The 18,145-nt window shown below is 70.5% G+C and carries 16 protein-coding genes; 15 read left to right on the top strand and 1 reads right to left on the bottom strand.

Annotation, left to right across the window (positions count from 1 at the left end):
• Window positions 1–29 precede the first annotated feature (29 nt).
• From mltG to nusB, 9 genes are all read left to right on the top strand, one after another.
• Window positions 30–1,760 (top strand): endolytic transglycosylase MltG, encoded by a 1,731-nt coding sequence (mltG, locus tag OO67_RS27480; RefSeq protein ID WP_033304332.1) that lies wholly within the window; start codon window positions 30–32, stop codon window positions 1,758–1,760.
• Window positions 1,760–2,494: a shikimate dehydrogenase gene (locus OO67_RS27475; RefSeq protein ID WP_078598312.1), complete on the top strand. Its 735-nt coding sequence runs from the start codon at window positions 1,760–1,762 to the stop codon at window positions 2,492–2,494. The genes mltG and OO67_RS27475 overlap by 1 nt, the downstream gene beginning before the upstream one ends.
• Before the next feature lie 239 nt (window positions 2,495–2,733).
• Complete coding sequence (aroC, locus tag OO67_RS27470) at window positions 2,734–3,918, top strand: chorismate synthase (RefSeq protein WP_033304331.1); 1,185 nt, start codon at window positions 2,734–2,736, stop codon at window positions 3,916–3,918.
• Complete coding sequence (aroB, locus tag OO67_RS27465) at window positions 3,915–5,561, top strand: 3-dehydroquinate synthase (protein ID WP_078598311.1); 1,647 nt, start codon at window positions 3,915–3,917, stop codon at window positions 5,559–5,561. Before aroC ends, aroB begins: the two co-directional genes overlap by 4 nt.
• Window positions 5,558–6,001 carry a type II 3-dehydroquinate dehydratase gene (gene aroQ / locus OO67_RS27460; RefSeq protein ID WP_033304329.1) on the top strand — a complete coding sequence of 148 codons (444 nt, stop codon included), beginning with the start codon at window positions 5,558–5,560 and terminating at the stop codon, window positions 5,999–6,001. The genes aroB and aroQ overlap by 4 nt, the downstream gene beginning before the upstream one ends.
• 108 nt (window positions 6,002–6,109) lie before the next feature.
• Window positions 6,110–6,928, top strand: coding sequence for a Pro-rich N-terminal domain-containing protein (locus OO67_RS27455; RefSeq protein WP_033304327.1), 819 nt, complete (start codon window positions 6,110–6,112; stop codon window positions 6,926–6,928).
• A 69-nt stretch (window positions 6,929–6,997) separates the two neighbouring features.
• Complete coding sequence (locus OO67_RS27450) at window positions 6,998–8,104, top strand: M24 family metallopeptidase (protein WP_033304326.1); 1,107 nt, start codon at window positions 6,998–7,000, stop codon at window positions 8,102–8,104.
• Window positions 8,105–8,177: 73 nt separating this feature from the next.
• Window positions 8,178–8,744: an elongation factor P gene (gene efp / locus OO67_RS27445; RefSeq protein WP_007453234.1), complete on the top strand. Its 567-nt coding sequence runs from the start codon at window positions 8,178–8,180 to the stop codon at window positions 8,742–8,744.
• 2 nt (window positions 8,745–8,746) lie between these two features.
• The gene (gene nusB / locus OO67_RS27440) at window positions 8,747–9,178 is read left to right on the top strand and encodes a transcription antitermination factor NusB (protein WP_031097763.1); all 432 of its coding nucleotides are present in this window, start codon (window positions 8,747–8,749) and stop codon (window positions 9,176–9,178) included.
• Window positions 9,179–9,331: 153 nt separating this feature from the next.
• On the opposite strand, the gene bldD is transcribed toward nusB, so the two are convergent.
• On the bottom strand, window positions 9,332–9,832 hold the full coding sequence (gene bldD, locus OO67_RS27435) for a transcriptional regulator BldD (RefSeq protein WP_014157378.1): 501 nt from the start codon (window positions 9,830–9,832) through the stop codon (window positions 9,332–9,334).
• A 221-nt stretch (window positions 9,833–10,053) separates the two neighbouring features.
• Between bldD and pyrR the strand changes: the two genes are divergently transcribed.
• The 6 genes from pyrR to carB all read left to right on the top strand — a co-directional run bounded on the left by pyrR (window position 10,054) and on the right by carB (window position 18,094).
• Entirely contained in the window at window positions 10,054–10,638 is a 585-nt protein-coding gene (pyrR, locus tag OO67_RS27430) for a bifunctional pyr operon transcriptional regulator/uracil phosphoribosyltransferase PyrR (protein ID WP_033304324.1), read from the top strand.
• Window positions 10,639–10,728: 90 nt separating this feature from the next.
• Window positions 10,729–11,745: an aspartate carbamoyltransferase catalytic subunit gene (locus tag OO67_RS27425; RefSeq protein ID WP_051709910.1), complete on the top strand. Its 1,017-nt coding sequence runs from the start codon at window positions 10,729–10,731 to the stop codon at window positions 11,743–11,745.
• Window positions 11,746–11,747: 2 nt separating this feature from the next.
• Window positions 11,748–13,034 carry a dihydroorotase gene (locus OO67_RS27420; protein ID WP_033304322.1) on the top strand — a complete coding sequence of 429 codons (1,287 nt, stop codon included), beginning with the start codon at window positions 11,748–11,750 and terminating at the stop codon, window positions 13,032–13,034.
• On the top strand, window positions 13,031–13,654 hold the full coding sequence (locus OO67_RS27415) for a PH-like domain-containing protein (protein ID WP_033304321.1): 624 nt from the start codon (window positions 13,031–13,033) through the stop codon (window positions 13,652–13,654). The genes OO67_RS27420 and OO67_RS27415 overlap by 4 nt, the downstream gene beginning before the upstream one ends.
• A complete protein-coding gene (carA, locus tag OO67_RS27410; RefSeq protein WP_033304319.1) occupies window positions 13,651–14,793 on the top strand; it encodes a glutamine-hydrolyzing carbamoyl-phosphate synthase small subunit in 1,143 nt (380 codons plus the stop codon). The genes OO67_RS27415 and carA overlap by 4 nt, the downstream gene beginning before the upstream one ends.
• Window positions 14,786–18,094: a carbamoyl-phosphate synthase large subunit gene (carB, locus tag OO67_RS27405; protein WP_033304317.1), complete on the top strand. Its 3,309-nt coding sequence runs from the start codon at window positions 14,786–14,788 to the stop codon at window positions 18,092–18,094. Before carA ends, carB begins: the two co-directional genes overlap by 8 nt.
• Window positions 18,095–18,145: the final 51 nt, after the last annotated feature.

The raw sequence follows: 18,145 nt of genomic DNA, 5'->3' as shown, positions 1-18,145 counted from the left end.
GAGCGTCGTCTCGCGGCTCAAGGGGATCGATGACTGAGTATGGCCGGGGCCCCGGCTCCGAACCGTGGCATCCCGAGGACCCCTTGTACGGGGACCAGGGATGGGGAGGCCACCAGGCCGCCCACGGCCAGGGCCAGTACGAAGGCCAGCAGCAGCCCTACCCGCAGGACCCGTACGCCCAGCAGGGCTACCAGCAGGCCCCGTACCAGCAGCAGCACCAGCAGGCCCCGTACCGGCATCAGCACGAGCAGGACCCGCACCAGCAGCCGTACGGCGCGCCGCACGACCCGTACGCCCAGCAGCCGCAGCAGCCCCAGCCTCAGCAGTCCCAGCCGCAGTACGACGGCGGCTGGGACACCGGTCAGCAGGCGGCGATGCCGTACGCGGCCCAGCAACCCCAGTACAGCGACAACTCCGGCGGCTACGGCGAACAGGCCGACCACTACGGGACCCCCGAGGCCTACCCGCCACCGCAGCCCCCGGGCCGCCGTGAGCAGGAACCCCAGCAGCAGGGACAGGACTGGGACCCGGAGGTGCCGCAGGAGGAGACGCATCCTTTCTTCACGGGCGCGGACGAGCCGGGCGACGGCCGTGACTCCCGTTCCGGCGAGGACGACGGACACGACGACGACCCGCGTGAGTCGCGCAGGGGCGGTGGCGAGCGCCGGGGCAAGGGCAAGAAGAAGAGCCGCAACGGCTGCGCCTGCCTGGGCGTCGCGGCGGTCCTCGTCGGCGGCCTCGGCGGGGTGGGGTACGTCGGCTACTCGTTCTTCCAGAACCAGTTCGGGTCGGCGCCCGACTACGCGGGCAGCGGCACGGGCTCGGTCGAGGTGGAAATCCCCGAGGGCGCCTTGGGCAACGAGATCGCGAACATCCTGAAGAAGGCCGGCGTCGTGAAGTCCGTGGACGCCTTCGTCTCGGCGCAGAACGGGAATCCCAAGGGTGGCTCCTTGCAGGCCGGCGTCTATCTTCTGAAGGAGAAGATGTCCGCCGACAGTGCCATCGAACTGATGCTGGACCCGAAGAGCCAGAACGCACTCGTCATTCCCGAGGGAACGAGTACCACTGGCATCTACACGGCGATCGACAAGAGGCTGGGGCTGAAGGCCGGTACCACCGCAGGTGTCGCGGAGACGAAGGCCGAGAGCCTCGGGTTGCCCGAATGGGCAGATGACAATCCGGAGATCAAGGATCCGCTGGAAGGTTTCCTTTTCCCGGCGGCGTACGCGGTACCCAAGGGTTCGAAGCCCGAGGACGCGCTGAAGAAGATGGTCACGCGGGCGAACAAGGAATACGCCAAGCTTGATCTCGAGGCGAACGCGAAGAGGCTGAAGCTGGACTCTCCGCTCGACCTCGTTACCGTGGCGAGCCTTGTCCAGAAAGAGGGCAAGTACAAGCACGACTTCGACAAGGTCGCCACGGTGGTCTACAACCGCCTCAAGCCGGATAACCTGGAAACGGTCGGAAGGCTGGAATTCGACTCGACGATCAACTACATCCGAGCTGAGAGCACGCTGGATGTGGGAGCGGTGGACGCACTGCGGGAGATCGACGATCCGTACAACACGTACCGCATCAAGGGGCTCCCGGTCGGCCCGATCTCCAACCCGGGCGCTGAGGCACTGCACTCGGCGATCAGTCCGGCATCCGGCCCCTGGTACTACTTCGTCTCCGTGACCGAGGACCAGACGCTGTTCGCGGTGACGAACGAGGAGCACGAGCGTAACCGCGAGAAGTACCAAGAGAACCAGGAAAACTAGTGAGTACCGTCCGTAGGGCGGCCGTCCTCGGCTCGCCCATCGCGCACTCCCTCTCCCCGGTCCTGCACCGGGCGGCGTACGCGGAGCTCGGCCTCGGCCACTGGTCGTACGACCGCTTCGAGGTGGACGAGGCAGGGCTCCCCGGCTTCGTCGAAGGTCTGGACTCCTCCTGGGCCGGGCTCTCGCTGACCATGCCGCTCAAGCGGGCGGTCATCCCGCTGCTGGACGAGATCACCGGTACCGCGGCCTCGGTCGAGGCGGTCAACACCGTCGTCCTCACCGAGGACGGCCGCCGGACCGGTGACAACACCGACATCCCCGGCATGATCGCGGCCCTGCGCGAACGCGGCGTGGAGAAGGTGGAGTCCGCCGCCGTCCTCGGCGCCGGTGCCACGGCGTCCTCGGCGCTGGCCGCCCTGGCGGAGATCTGCACGGGACCGGTCACGGCATTCGTGCGCAGCCGGGAGCGTGGCGACGAGATGCGCGGCTGGGGCGATCGCCTCGGGGTGGACGTACGCGTCGCGGACTGGGGGAGGGCCGGCGAGGCACTGCACGCCCCTCTGGTGATCGCCACCACCCCGGCCGGAACCACGGACTCCCTGGCGGCCGCCGTCCCCGAGGCCCCCGGCACGCTGTTCGACGTGCTGTACGAGCCCTGGCCGACCGCGCTCGCCTCCCGCGGCGCTCGCGGCGCGCGAGGGTTAGTTCCGCGCGAGCGCCCGCCGGCACCCTGAGGGGCCGGTACGGCCACACCCGCGAGCAGGTCGTGCGGGGGCCCCTCCCCGCGGGGAGACCGGCGCCCCCACATGCTCCGGCGCCGGCTCCCCGCCCGCAAGGGACGGGTCCGGGACGTCCGTCTGCTGGACCGGCGGCAGGCCTGCCCTCCTGATCGTGGGAGGATCGGGGGTGGCGGGCCAGGGCCGCGCACCCGGTCGCGCCGTTGCAGTTACAGGCGCGAGCATGAGGAGCACCGTTGAGCAGGTTGCGCTGGCTGACCGCCGGAGAGTCGCACGGCCCCGCACTGGTGGCGACGCTGGAGGGTCTTCCCGCCGGTATCCCCGTCACCACGGAGATGGTGGCGGACGCGCTCGCCAGGCGACGGCTCGGTTACGGGCGCGGCGCCCGGATGAAGTTCGAGAGGGACGAGGTCACCTTCCTCGGCGGCGTGCGGCACGGCCTGACCATGGGTTCGCCCGTCGCGGTCATGGTGGGCAACACCGAGTGGCCGAAGTGGGAGCAGGTCATGTCGGCCGACCCCGTCGACCCCGAGGTGCTGGCCGCGCAGGCCCGTAACGCCCCGCTGACCCGCCCCAGGCCCGGCCACGCCGACCTGGCCGGGATGCAGAAGTACGGCTTCGACGAGGCCCGGCCGGTCCTGGAGCGCGCCAGCGCCCGGGAGACCGCAGCCCGTGTCGCCCTCGGTGCCGTCGCCCGCTCCTACCTCAAGGAGACCGCGGGCATCGAGATCGTCTCGCACGTCGTCGAACTGGCCGCTGCGAAGGCGCCCTACGGCGTCTACCCCAAGCCCTCCGACGTCGAGCGGCTCGACGCCGACCCCGTGCGCTGCCTCGACGCCGACGCGTCGAAGGCGATGGTCGCGGAGATCGACCAGGCGCACAAGGACGGCGACACCCTCGGGGGAGTCGTCGAGGTGCTCGCCTACGGCGTCCCCGTGGGCCTCGGCTCGCACGTGCACTGGGACCGCAGGCTGGACGCCCGGCTGGCAGGTGCGCTGATGGGCATCCAGGCCATCAAGGGCGTCGAGGTCGGCGACGGCTTCGACCTGGCCCGGGTGCCCGGCTCCAAGGCGCACGACGAGATCCTGGCCACCGAGGGCGGCATCAAGCGCGCGTCCGGCCGCGCGGGCGGCACCGAGGGCGGACTGACGACCGGTGAGCTGCTGCGCGTCCGCGCCGCGATGAAGCCGATCGCCACGGTGCCCCGGGCGCTCGCCACGATCGACGTGGTGACCGGCGAGGCGGCCAAGGCCCACCACCAGCGTTCCGACGTGTGCGCCGTTCCGGCAGCCGGGATCGTCGCCGAGGCGATGGTCGCCCTGGTCCTCGCCGACGCGGTGGCGGAGAAGTTCGGCGGCGACAGCGTCGCCGAGACCCACCGCAACGTGCAGTCGTACCTCTCCCACCTCCAGATCCGGTGAGCGGCCCGCTGATCGTCCTGGTCGGCCCCATGGGGGTGGGCAAGTCCACGGTGGGTGAACTGCTCGCCGGCCGTCTGGGCACCACCTACCGCGACACCGACGCGGACGTCGTGGCCACCGCGGGCAAGGCGATCCCGGAGATCTTCTTCGACGACGGCGAGGAGCGCTTCCGCGCTCTGGAGCGGCAGGCCGTGCGGGACGCGATCGCGCAGCACCCGGGCGTCCTCGCCCTCGGCGGCGGCGCCGTGCTCGACGCGGAGACCCGCGCCCTGCTCGGCGGCCTCCCGGTCGTCTATCTCTCGATGGACGTCGACGAGGCCGTCCGAAGGGTCGGGCTGAACACGGCCCGCCCCCTTCTCGCCGTCAACCCGCGGCGCCAGTGGCGCGAGCTCATGGACGCCCGGCGCCCTCTCTACGAAGAGGTGGCGACCGTCACCGTCGCCACCGACGCACGCACTCCCGAAGAGGTCGCGCAGGCGATCATCGAGGCACTGGAGCTGCCGGAGCGTACCGGCGAGCCCGTACCGTCCGGCCAGGAGAAGACACGCATGACCGAGCAGGGCACCACGCGCATCCAGATCGCCGGCACGGCGGGCACCGACCCGTACGAGGTGCTCGTCGGCCGCCGCCTCCTCGGCGAACTGCCGAACCTCATCGGTGACCGGGCCAAGCGGGTCGCCGTCCTGCACCCCGAGGCGCTGGCGGAGACCGGCGAGGCGGTCCGTGAGGACCTCGCCGCCCAGGGCTACGAGGCCATCGCGATCCAGCTGCCGAACGCCGAGGAGGCCAAGACCGTCGAGGTCGCCGCCTACTGCTGGAAGGCGCTCGGCCAGACCGGATTCACCCGCACCGACGTCATCGTCGGCGTCGGCGGCGGCGCCACCACCGATGTGGCGGGCTTCGTCGCCGCGTCCTGGCTGCGCGGGGTCCGCTGGATCGCCGTGCCGACGACCGTGCTCGCCATGGTCGACGCGGCGGTGGGCGGCAAGACCGGCATCAACACCGCCGAGGGCAAGAACCTCGTGGGCGCCTTCCACCCGCCGGCCGGGGTGCTCTGCGACCTCGCAGCGCTGGACTCGCTGCCGGTCCACGACTACGTCTCCGGCATGGCCGAGATCATCAAGGCCGGCTTCATCGCCGACCCGGTGATCCTCGACCTGGTCGAGGCCGATCCCCAGGGCGCCCGCACGCCCTCCGGACCGCACACCGCCGAGCTGATCGAGCGCTCCATCCGGGTCAAGGCCGAGGTGGTCTCCAGCGACCTCAAGGAGTCCGGCCTGCGGGAGATCCTCAACTACGGCCACACGCTGGCGCACGCCATCGAGAAGAACGAGCGCTACAAGTGGCGCCACGGCGCGGCCGTCTCGGTCGGCATGGTCTTCGCCGCGGAGCTGGGCCGGCTCGCCGGGCGCCTCGACGACGCCACCGCCGACCGCCACCGCGCCGTCCTGGAGTCCGTCGGGCTGCCGCTCACCTACCGCGGTGACCAGTGGCCCAAGCTCCTGGAGAACATGAAGGTCGACAAGAAGTCCCGCGGCGACCTGCTGCGTTTCATCGTCCTGGACGGCATCGGCAAGCCCACCGTGCTGGAGGGCCCCGACCCGGCGGTCCTGCTCGCCGCCTACGGGGAGGTCTCCGCGTGACGACCCGCAGGGTCTTCGTGCTCAACGGGCCCAACCTCGGACGTCTGGGCTCGCGCGAGCCCGACGTCTACGGGGCGACGAGCTACGCCGGCCTGGTCGACGCCTGTCAGGCCCTCGGCAAGGAACTCGGTCTCGATGTCGAGGTCCGGGAGACCAACGACGAGGGCGAGCTGATCCGCTGGCTCCACGAGGCGGCGGACGGTTCGATTCCGGTCGTTCTCAACCCGGGTGCCTTCACGCACTACTCGTACGGAATGCGTGACGCGGCAGCCCAGCGCACCGCCCCGCTGATCGAGGTGCACATCTCGAATCCGTACGCACGGGAGGAATTCCGCCACACCTCGGTGGTCGCCCCCGTGGCCACCGGCACCGTGGCAGGGTTCGGAATCGGTTCCTACCGGCTCGCCCTGCGGGCCCTGACCGACGAACTGACGGACTGACACCGGGCACTCCGTACCTTCCCCGCCCGTTCACCGCATGGCGGCCGGGGAGGGTACGGTTGCCGTTCGACCAGCGCCAGTTGCCTGTACGAGACGGAGTGGCACCGGATGCAGCACGCAGTGGGGGCCCCGCTGCCGCCGCCCCAGGGTCCCGGAAACGGACCGTGGACGCACCAGGCCCAGCACTCAGGCCACCCCGGCCAAGCGGGGCCGCCTCCTCCTCCCATGGCGCCGGGGCCGCAGGCGTCCCAGCCGCCCGCTCCCCAGCACGCCCCGGTCCCTCCCTCCCGGGAGACCACCGGACACATCCAGCTGCCGCCCGGCGGCCCCGTCCCGCTGCCCGCCCCGCCCCCTGAGGCGGGCACGGGCTCCGCGACCCTGGCCGTGCTCCTGATCGGACCCGCCGGAGCGGGCAAGACCACGGTCGCCAAGCTCTGGGCGGGCCGCCGCCGGGTCCCCACCGCGCACGTGTCCCTGGACGACGTCCGCGAATGGGTCTGCTCCGGCTTCGCCGACCCGCAGGCCGGATGGAACGACCATTCGGAGGCCCAGTACCGCCTGGCCCGGCGAACCTGCGGCTTCGCCGCCCGCAACTTCCTGGCCAACGGCATCTCCTGCATCCTCGACGACGCGGTCTTCCCCGACCGGCCCGTCGTCGGTCTCGGCGGATGGAAGCGCCATGTGGGCCCCGGACTGCTGCCCGTGGTCCTCCTGCCCGGCCTGGAGGTCGTCCTGGAGCGCAACGCGGCCCGCAGCGGGAACCGCAGGCTCTCCGACGAGGAAGTCGCCAGGATCCACGGCCGCATGGCCGGCTGGTACGGCTCCGGCCTGCCGATCATCGACAACTCCACCTACGACGTGGAGACGACCGCACGGGTCCTCGACGACGTCCTGGCCCGCTCCATAGCCAGCCCGCCGGCCTGGTAGCGACCGAGCGCTTCCCGGTCGGGTGCGCTGACCGGGCGGGGCTCCGCCGGTGCTCGTAGGCTCGGAAACATGTCAGAGGTGTACGCCGTCCGACGCGGGCTGCTGCGTGACCGGTACGCCGCCGCCGGATCCGCGGCCGCCCTGGTCTCCCGCCCCGCCAACGTCCGCTATCTCGCGGGCGGGGCCCCGCCGGGCGCCGTGCTGCTGCTCGGCCCCGGCGAGGACGTCCTGCTCTGCCCCCACGCGCCGACCGGGGACCCCGCCCACGGGCGCCCCGACGAGCAGCTGCGGCTGACCGTCCTGCCCGAGGCCGACGGCGACCCGGTCGTCGCCGCGGCCGGTCTCGTGGGTGGCCTGCACGCCGAGTCCCTGGCGGTCGAGGAACACGATCTGACCGTCTCCCGCCACCGCGCCATGAGCTCCGTCGCCCCGCGGCTGCGCCTGTGCGACCTCGGCAGCACGGTGGAGCAGCTGCGACTGGTGAAGGACGAGGAGGAGATCGCCTGCCTGCGGATCGCCGCGGAGATCACCGACCAGGCGCTCGGTGAACTCCTCGAATCCATCCTGGTGGGACGGACCGAGCGCCACCTCGCCCTGGAGCTGGAGCGCCGGCTCGTGGACCACGGGGCCGACGGGCCGGCCTTCGCCACCTCGGTGGGGACGGGACCCCATTCCGGGCAGGTCCGTCACCGGCCCACCGACCGCAGGGTCGAGGAGGGTGATTTCCTTTCCGTCCGCCTGGGGGCGAACTACCGCGGCTACCGCTGCGAGATCGGCCGGACGTTCGTCATCGGGACCAGTCCCGCGGACTGGCAGATCGAGCTCTACGACCTTGTTTTCGCCGCTCAGAGGGCCGGACGGGAGGCTCTCGTACCCGGGGCCGCCTACCGTGACGTGGACCGCGCGGCCCGCCATCTCCTGGACTCCGCGGGTCACTCGGAAGGGCTCCAGCCCAGCACCGGGCACGGGGTCGGACTCGAAATCGACGAGGACCCGCAGTTGGCACCGGCAGCCATGGGTAAACTGGACGCTTGTGTGCCGGTCACCGTCGAACCGGGGGTCCACCTCCCGGGCCGGGGCGGTGTCCGGATCGATGACACGCTCGTCGTGCGCCCCGAGGCGGACGGCGGACCCGAGCTACTCACCATTACGACCAAGGAGCTGCTCGCGCTCTAGGGGAACTCCTCGCGGAGTCTCCGGCGCGCATCCTCGGTCGTCCACCAGCTTCAGTCCAGGAGATTCCGCAACCGTGGCTTCCACGAACGACCTCAAGAACGGCCTGGTGCTCAAGCTCGACGGAGGCCAGCTCTGGTCCGTCGTCGAGTTCCAGCACGTCAAGCCCGGCAAGGGCCCCGCCTTCGTGCGCACCAAGCTCAAGAACGTGCTCTCCGGCAAGGTCGTCGACAAGACGTTCAACGCCGGCGTGAAGGTCGAGACGGCCACCATCGACCGCCGCGACATGCAGTTCTCGTACATGGACGGCGAGTACTTCGTCTTCATGGACATGGACACGTACGACCAGCTCATGGTCGACCGCAAGGCCGTCGGCGACGCCGCCAACTTCCTGATCGAGGGCTTCACCGCCTCCGTCGCGCAGCACGAGGGCGAGGTGCTGTACGTCGAGCTGCCCGCCGCGGTCGAGCTGACCATCCAGCACACCGACCCGGGCGTCCAGGGCGACCGCTCCACCGGCGGCACCAAGCCCGCCACCCTGGAGACCGGTTACGAGATCGGTGTCCCGCTCTTCATCTCCACCGGTGAGAAGATCAAGGTCGACACCCGTTCGGGCGACTACCTCGGCCGGGTGAACAGCTAACCGTGGCTGCCCGGAACAAGGCCCGCAAGCGCGCCTTCCAGATCCTTTTCGAGGCCGACCAGCGCGGTGAGTCCGTGCAGACGGTCCTCGCGGACTGGGTGCGGCTCTCGCGGACCGACGACCGTCAGCCGCCGGTCGGTGAATTCACGATGGAGCTGGTCGAGGGGTACGCGCAGTACGCGGACCGGATCGACGACCTCATCGTCACCTATGCCGTGGACTGGGAGATCGACCGCATGCCGGTCGTCGACCGGAGCATCCTGCGGCTCGGTGCGTACGAGCTGATCTGGATGGACTCGACTCCCGACGCCGTGGTGATCGACGAGGCGGTCCAGCTCGCCAAGGAGTTCTCCACGGACGACTCCCCGGCCTTCGTGAACGGCCTGCTGGCCCGGTTCAAGGACCTCAAGCCGAATCTCCGCCGGGAGCAGTAGCGCCCGGCGGCGTCGAGCCGAACGAGAAGGGCCCACGGTTCATGCGACCGTGGGCCCTTCGGCGTACCGGCCGGGACCATGGGACACGAAAACGCCGGGCCGGCGGGGTCCTGGGACCCCGCCGGCCCGGCGGTACGTTTCTTCGGGGGGCGCTCAGCCCTCGTCGTGGGCCACCGCGCGACGCGCGTCGGCGTCCAGCACGCCCCAGCTGATGAGCTGCTCCGTGAGCACGGACGGCGACTGGTCGTAGATCACGGCCAGGGTGCGCAGGTCGTCCTGGCGGATGGAGAGCACCTTGCCGTTGTAGTCGCCGCGCTGGCTCTGGATCGTCGCCGCGTAACGCTGCAGCGGTCCGGCCTTCTCCGGCGGTACGTGCGCGAGGCGCTCCAGGTCGAGGACCAGCTTCGGCGGGGGCTCGGCGGCACCGCCGGGGGTCGTGCCGGGCAGCAGCTCCTGCACCGGAACGCCGTAGAAGTCGGCCAGCTCGGCAAGGCGCTGCACGGTCACGGCACGGTCGCCGCGCTCGTAGGAACCGACCACGACGGCCTTCCAGCGGCCCTGCGACTTCTCCTCCACGCCGTGGAGGGAGAGGCCCTGCTGGGTGCGGATGGCGCGGAGCTTGGCCCCGAGCTGCTTGGCGTATTCGCTGGACATAAGGCTCCCCGGACGCTGGAACATTCTGCGGCTGGGCCGCGTGGCTGGTAACTCACTGTGAGGTTACGCAGCGTTACTTGGCTGCGTCAAGCCGAAAGGTCCGGACTGCCACCTCCTGGGGGCGGGGCCTGGGCTTCGCACAAGCCCTGGTAACGTGGATGACGCAATTTCGACGTCCTTTAACATCCGTCCGGTGAGGCGGAGAAGGAGGTCCGTTTCTTATGGACGCACAGCATGACGACACCGGCAATGCGGCACGCCCCGTTCTCGAGGCTCCCGACATCGCCCGGGTACTGACCCGAATCGCCCACGAGATCGTCGAACGCGCCAAGGGCGCCGACGACGTGGTGCTCCTCGGCATCCCGACGCGAGGGGTCTTCCTCGCCCGTCGGCTCGCCGGAAAGCTCGAAGAGATCACCGGCCGGAAGACGCCGGTCGGGTCGCTCGACATCACCATGTACCGCGACGATCTGCGGATGCGCCCCGCGCGCGCCCTGGGACGCACCGAGATCCCCGGTGAGGGCATCGAGGGCCGTCTCGTCGTGCTGGTCGACGACGTGCTCTTCTCGGGCCGCACGATCCGTGCCGCACTCGACGCCCTCGGCGACATCGGCCGGCCCCGTGCCGTACAGCTCGCGGTCCTCGTCGACCGGGGTCACCGCGAACTCCCCATCCGTGCCGACTACGTCGGCAAGAACCTCCCCACGTCGCTGCGGGAGACGGTCAGGGTCCAGCTCGCCGAGGAGGACGGCCGCGACGCCGTGCTGCTCGGCGTCAAGCAGACCGTCCCGGCAGGCGAGCAGTAGCCGAGCCCCGTCCCGTGTGCCCCACCGGCCGCACGGCTGCCTCCGCACGCCCGCCTGCCTGATCCCTCCACCCTCCACGGAGACTCCCAGATGCTGCGCCCTCCCGGGGACAACCCCCGGACCCCCCGTCACCTCATCTCGGCCGCAGACCTCACCCGCGACGACGCCGTCCTGATCCTCGACACCGCCGAGGAGATGGCCCGGGTCGCGGACCGGCCGATCAAGAAACTCCCCACCCTGCGTGGACGAACGGTCGTCAACCTTTTCTTCGAGGACTCGACCCGGACACGGATCTCGTTCGAGGCCGCCGCCAAGAGGCTCTCCGCCGATGTCATCAACTTCTCCGCGAAGGGCTCGTCGGTCTCCAAGGGCGAGTCGCTCAAGGACACCGCCCTGACCCTGGAGGCCATGGGCGCCGACGCCGTCGTCATCCGGCACGGCGCCTCCGGCGCCCCGTACCGCCTCGCGACCTCGGGCTGGATCGACAGCGCGGTCGTCAACGCCGGCGACGGGACGCACGAGCACCCCACCCAGGCGCTGCTGGACGCGTTCACGATGCGCCGCAGGCTCGTCGGACCCGACGCCGGAATCGGCCGCGACCTCGAAGGCCGCCGGATCACGATCGTCGGCGACATCCTGCACAGCCGTGTGGCCCGGTCCAACGTCCACCTGCTGCACACGCTCGGTGCGCACGTCACCCTGGTGGCCCCGCCCACCCTGGTCCCCGTGGGCGTCGAGCAGTGGCCCTGCGACGTCAGCTACCGCCTCGACGACGTGCTGCCGAAGTCGGACGCGGTGATGATGCTCCGTGTACAGCGCGAACGGATGAACGCCGCCTACTTCCCGACCGAGCGTGAGTACTCCCGCCGCTACGGCCTGGACGGCGAACGCATGGCCAGGATGCCGGAGCACAGCATCGTGATGCACCCCGGCCCGATGGTCCGCGGCATGGAGATCACGGCCGAGGTCGCCGACTCCGACCGCTGCACCGCCGTCGAGCAGGTCGCCAACGGCGTCTCCACCCGCATGGCCGTCCTGTACCTGCTGCTCGGCGGTTCCGAGACCGCTCTGCCCTCCGCCTCCGCCCGTACCGAGGAGAACAAGTAACCATGAGCAAGATCCTGATCCGCGGTGCGAAGGTCCTCGGCGGCGAGCCGCAGGACGTCCTCATCGACGGCGAGACCGTCGCGCAGACCGGCACCGGCATCGACGGGGGTGACGCCACCGTGATCGAGGCGGCCGGCCAGATCCTGCTGCCCGGACTCGTCGACCTGCACACCCACCTGCGCGAGCCCGGCCGCGAGGACTCCGAGACGGTCCTCACCGGCACGAGGGCGGCGGCGGTCGGCGGCTTCACCGCCGTCCACGCCATGGCCAACACCTTCCCCGTCGCCGACACCGCCGGTGTCGTCGAGCAGGTCTGGCGGCTCGGCCGGGAGTCCGGCTACTGCGACGTGCAGCCGGTCGGCGCCGTCACGGTCGGTCTGGAGGGCAAGCAGCTCGCCGAGCTCGGCGCCATGCACGACTCCGCCGCCGGAGTGAAGGTCTTCTCCGACGACGGCAAGTGCGTCGACGACGCCGTGATCATGCGCCGTGCCCTGGAGTACGTGAAGGCCTTCGACGGCGTCGTCGCCCAGCACGCCCAGGAGCCCCGCCTCACCGAGGGCGCCCAGATGAACGAGGGCGTCGTCTCGGCCGAGCTCGGTCTCGGCGGCTGGCCCGCCGTCGCCGAGGAGTCGATCATCGCCCGCGACGTCCTCCTCGCCGCCCACGTCGGCTCCCGGGTACACATCTGCCACCTGTCGACCGCCGGTTCCGTGGAGATCATCCGCTGGGCCAAGTCCAAGGGCTGGAACGTCACCGCCGAGGTCACCCCGCACCACCTGCTGCTCACCGACGAACTCGTACGCACCTACAACCCGGTCTACAAGGTGAACCCGCCGCTGCGCACCGAGGCCGACGTCATGGCCCTGCGCGAGGCGCTCGCCGACGGCACCATCGACTGCGTGGCCACCGACCACGCGCCGCACCCGCACGAGGACAAGGACTGCGAGTGGGCCGCCGCCGCCATGGGCATGGTGGGCCTGGAGACCGCGCTCTCCGTGGTCCAGCAGACGATGGTGGACACCGGGCTCCTCGACTGGGCGGGCGTCGCCGACCGCATGTCGTTCCGTCCCGCGGCCATCGGCAGGCTCGAAGGACACGGCCGTCCCGTCTCGGCGGGTGAGCCCGCCAACCTCACCCTGGTCGATCCGGCATACCGTGGAGCTGTGGACCCCGCGGGCTTCGCCTCGCGCAGCCGCAACACTCCGTACGAGGGTCGCGAGCTGCCCGGCCGAGTGACCCACACCTTCCTGCGGGGCCGTGCCACGGTCGTCGACGGGAAGCTCGCGTGACAACACTCACCCCCAGTTATCAGCTGTACCGCCTGGCCGCCGAACAGAAGTCGGCCGAAGTGACGGACTGGTCCGCCCGCATCAGCTGGGTCCTCGGACTGCTCGTCTTCGTCGCGTTCGTCTACTGGCTGATGCGCCAGGGATGGAAGTGGCGGGGGAGCCTGCAGTCAGGCCTGCCCGAGCTCCCGGCCACCCCCCAGGGGTACGCCGACGGTGAGACGCTGCTCACGCTGACCGGCCGCTACCACGCGTCGACGACAGCCGGGCAGTGGCTCGACCGGATCGTCGCGCACGGCCTCGGCACCCGCAGCCGGGTCGAGCTGACCCTCACCGCGCAGGGCCTGGACGTCGTACGTCCCGGGGCGGCCGACTTCTTCGTACCGGCCGCCGCACTGCGCGAGGCCAGGCTCGACAAGGCGCTCGCCGGCAAGGTCCTGCCCGAGGGCGGCCTGCTGGTCATCACCTGGGCGCACGGCGGCCAGATGATCGACTCCGGCTTCCGCTCCGACCACGCGGCCGAGCACCAGGCGTGGGTCGACGCCGTCAACCACCTCGCCGGCACGGCCGGCGACCACCTCACCAGCACCACCACCAGCACGACGGAAGGCACCGCACGATGACGATCTCCACCCGGGGAGCCGGAAAAGCTCCCGCCGTACTCGTCCTGGAGGACGGCCGCTCCTTCCGCGGCCGCGCCTACGGGGCCGTGGGGGAGACCTTCGGCGAGGCGGTGTTCTCGACCGGCATGACCGGCTACCAGGAAACGCTGACCGACCCCTCGTACCACCGCCAGGTCGTCGTGATGACGGCGCCCCACGTCGGCAACACCGGTGTGAACGACGAGGACCCCGAGTCCAAGCGGATCTGGGTGTCCGGTTACGTCGTGCGTGACCCCGCCCGGGTGCCCTCCAACTGGCGCTCCCGCCGGACACTGGACGAGGAGCTCGCGAGCCAGGGTGTCGTCGGCATCAGCGGCATCGACACCCGCGCGCTCACCCGCCACCTGCGGGAGCGCGGTGCGATGCGCGTCGGCATCTTCTCCGGGAACGCGATCCAGGACGAAGGCATACTGCTGGCCAAGGTGCGCCAGGCGCCCGAGATGAGCGGCGCCGACCTCGCGGCCGAGGTCGCCACCAAGGAGGCGTACGTCGTCCCCGCGGTCGGCACCAAGAAGTTCACCGTCGCGGCGATCGACCTCGGCATCAAGGGGATGACCCCGCACCGCATGGCCGAGCGCGGCATCGAGGTGCACGTCCTGCCCGCCACCGCCACCCTCGACGAGGTCTACGCGGTCCGGCCCGACGGCGTCTTCTTCTCGAACGGCCCCGGCGACCCGTCCACCGCCGACCACCCGGTCTCCGTCATGCGCGGCGTCCTGGAGCGGAAGACCCCGCTCTTCGGCATCTGCTTCGGCAACCAGATCCTGGGCCGCTCGCTCGGCTTCGGCACCTACAAGCTGAAGTACGGCCACCGGGGCATCAACCAGCCCGTGCAGGACCGTACGACCGGCAAGGTCGAGGTCACCGCGCACAACCACGGCTTCGCCGTCGACGCTCCGCTCGACAAGGTCTCCGACACGGAGTTCGGCCGCGCCGAGGTCTCCCACGTATGCCTGAACGACCAGGTCGTCGAAGGACTGCAGCTGCTCGACCAGCCGGCCTTCAGCGTCCAGTACCACCCCGAAGCAGCCGCGGGCCCGCACGACGCCGCATACCTCTTCGACCGTTTCGTCACCCTGATGGAGGGCCAGCGTGCCTAAGCGCTCCGATATCCAGTCCGTCCTGGTCATCGGCTCCGGTCCGATCGTCATCGGGCAGGCCGCCGAATTCGACTACTCCGGCACCCAGGCCTGCCGCGTGCTCAAGGCCGAGGGCCTGCGCGTCATCCTGGTGAACTCCAACCCGGCGACGATCATGACCGACCCGGAGATCGCCGACGCCACGTACGTCGAGCCGATCACCCCCGAGTTCGTCGAGAAGATCATCGCCAAGGAGCGCCCCGACGCGCTTCTCCCGACCCTGGGCGGCCAGACCGCGCTCAACACCGCGATCTCCATGCACGAGAACGGCGTCCTGGAGAAGTACGGCGTCGAGCTCATCGGTGCCAACGTCGAGGCCATCAACAAGGGCGAGGACCGCGACCTCTTCAAGGGCGTCGTGGAGGCCGTCAAGGCGAAGATCGGTTACGGCGAGTCCGCCCGCTCCGTCATCTGCCACACGATGGACGACGTCATCGCCGGCGTCGACACCCTCGGCGGCTACCCCGTCGTCGTCCGCCCCTCCTTCACCATGGGCGGCGCCGGCTCGGGCTTCGCCCACGACGAGGAGGAGCTGCGCCGCATCGCCGGGCAGGGCCTCACGCTCTCGCCGACCACCGAGGTGCTCCTGGAGGAGTCCATCCTCGGCTGGAAGGAGTACGAGCTGGAGCTGATGCGCGACAAGAACGACAACGTCGTGGTCGTCTGCTCCATCGAGAACTTCGACCCGATGGGCGTCCACACCGGTGACTCCATCACGGTCGCCCCGGCGATGACCCTCACCGACCGCGAGTACCAGCGGCTGCGTGACATCGGCATCGCGATCATCCGCGAGGTCGGCGTCGACACCGGCGGCTGCAACATCCAGTTCGCGATCGACCCGGCCGACGGCCGGATCATCGTGATCGAGATGAACCCGCGCGTCTCCCGGTCCTCGGCACTCGCCTCCAAGGCCACCGGCTTCCCGATCGCCAAGATCGCCGCCAAGCTGGCCGTCGGCTACACGCTCGACGAGATCCCCAACGACATCACCGAGAAGACGCCGGCCTCCTTCGAGCCGACCCTCGACTACGTCGTGGTCAAGGCCCCGCGCTTCGCCTTCGAGAAGTTCCCCTCCGCCGACTCCACCCTCACCACCACCATGAAGTCGGTGGGCGAGGCCATGGCGATCGGCCGGAACTTCACCGAGGCGCTCCAGAAGGCACTGCGCTCCCTGGAGAAGAAGGGTTCGCAGTTCGCCTTCACCGGTGAGCCCGGCGACAAGGACGAGCTGCTCGCCGAGGCGGTCCGCCCCACGGACGGCCGCATCAACACCGTCATGCAGGCGATCCGGGCCGGCGCCACCCAGGAGGAGGTCTTCGACTCCACGAAGATCGACCCCTGGTTCGTCGACCAGCTCTTCCTGCTCAAGGAGATCGCCGACGAGCTGGCCGCCACCGAGCGCCTCGACATCGACCTGCTCGCCGAGGCCAAGCGGCACGGCTTCTCCGACGCCCAGATCGGCGAGATCCGCGGCCTGCGCGAGGACGTCGTGCGCGAGGTCCGGCACGCGCTGGGCATCCGCCCGGTCTACAAGACGGTCGACACCTGCGCCGCCGAGTTCGCCGCGAAGACGCCGTACTTCTACTCCAGTTACGACGAGGAGAGCGAGGTCGCGCCCCGCACCAAGCCCGCGGTGATCATCCTCGGCTCCGGCCCGAACCGCATCGGCCAGGGCATCGAGTTCGACTACTCGTGCGTCCACGCCTCCTTCGCCCTGAGCGACGCGGGCTACGAGACCGTGATGGTCAACTGCAACCCGGAGACCGTCTCCACGGACTACGACACCTCCGACCGGCTGTACTTCGAGCCGCTCACGCTCGAGGACGTCCTGGAGATCGTGCACGCCGAGTCGCTGGCCGGCCCGATCGCCGGTGTCATCGTCCAGCTCGGCGGCCAGACCCCGCTCGGCCTCGCGCAGGCCCTCAAGGACAACGGCGTCCCGGTCGTGGGGACCTCCCCCGAGGCCATCCACGCCGCCGAGGACCGCGGCGCCTTCGGTCGCGTGCTCGCCGAGGCCGGCCTGCCGGCGCCGAAGCACGGCACCGCCACCACCTTCGCCGAGGCCAAGGCGATCGCCGACGAGATCGGCTACCCCGTCCTCGTACGCCCGTCGTACGTGCTCGGCGGCCGCGGCATGGAGATCGTCTACGACGAGACCCGCCTCTCCGCCTACATCGCCGAGTCCACCGAGATCAGCCCCACCCGGCCGGTCCTGGTCGACCGTTTCCTCGACGACGCGATCGAGATCGACGTCGACGCGCTCTACGACGGGACCGAGCTCTACCTCGGCGGTGTCATGGAGCACATCGAGGAGGCCGGCATCCACTCCGGCGACTCCGCCTGCGCGCTCCCCCCGATCACCCTCGGCGGCTACGACATCAAGCGGCTGCGCGCCTCCACCGAGGGCATCGCCAAGGGCGTCGGCGTGCGCGGGCTGATCAACATCCAGTTCGCGCTCTCCGGCGACATCCTCTACGTCCTCGAGGCCAACCCGCGCGCCTCGCGGACCGTCCCCTTCACCTCGAAGGCGACCGCCGTCCCGCTCGCGAAGGCCGCCGCCCGCATCTCGCTGGGCGCGACCGTCGCGGAACTCCGCGCGGAGGGCATGCTGCCGAAGGAGGGTGACGGCGGCACCCTGCCGCTGGACGCGCCGATCTCCGTCAAGGAGGCCGTCATGCCGTGGTCGCGCTTCCGCGACATCCACGGACGCGGTGTCGACACGGTCCTCGGTCCGGAGATGCGCTCCACCGGTGAGGTCATGGGCATCGACTCGGTCTTCGGCACGGCGTACGCCAAGTCGCAGGCCGGCGCCTACGGCCCGCTGCCCACCAAGGGGCGTGCCTTCATCTCCGTCGCCAACCGCGACAAGCGCTCGATGATCTTCCCGGCGCGCGAGCTCGTCGCGCACGGCTTCGAACTGATGGCCACGTCCGGTACCGCCGAGGTGCTCAAGCGCAACGGCATCAACGCCACGGTCGTGCGCAAGCAGTCCGAGGGCGAGGGCCCGGCCGGCGAGAAGACCATCGTCCAGCTGATCCACGACGGCGAGGTCGACCTCATCGTCAACACCCCGTACGGAACGGGCGGCCGGCTCGACGGCTACGAGATCCGCACCGCGGCCGTCGCGCGGTCCGTGCCGTGCCTGACGACGGTCCAGGCGCTGGCCGCCGCCGTCCAGGGGATCGACGCGCTCAACCACGGCGGCGTCGGCGTACGTTCCCTCCAGGAACACGCGGAACATCTGATCGCGGCCCGCGACTAGGAAGCCCAGCAGGGGGACACCGGAAACGGTGTCCCCCTCTTCATGAGGACA

Origin of the sequence: Streptomyces atroolivaceus, assembly GCF_000717025.1 — a bacterium.
Taxonomy (GTDB): Bacteria; Actinomycetota; Actinomycetes; order Streptomycetales; family Streptomycetaceae; genus Streptomyces; species Streptomyces atroolivaceus.
This window is presented reverse-complemented; position numbering and strand designations above follow the sequence as displayed.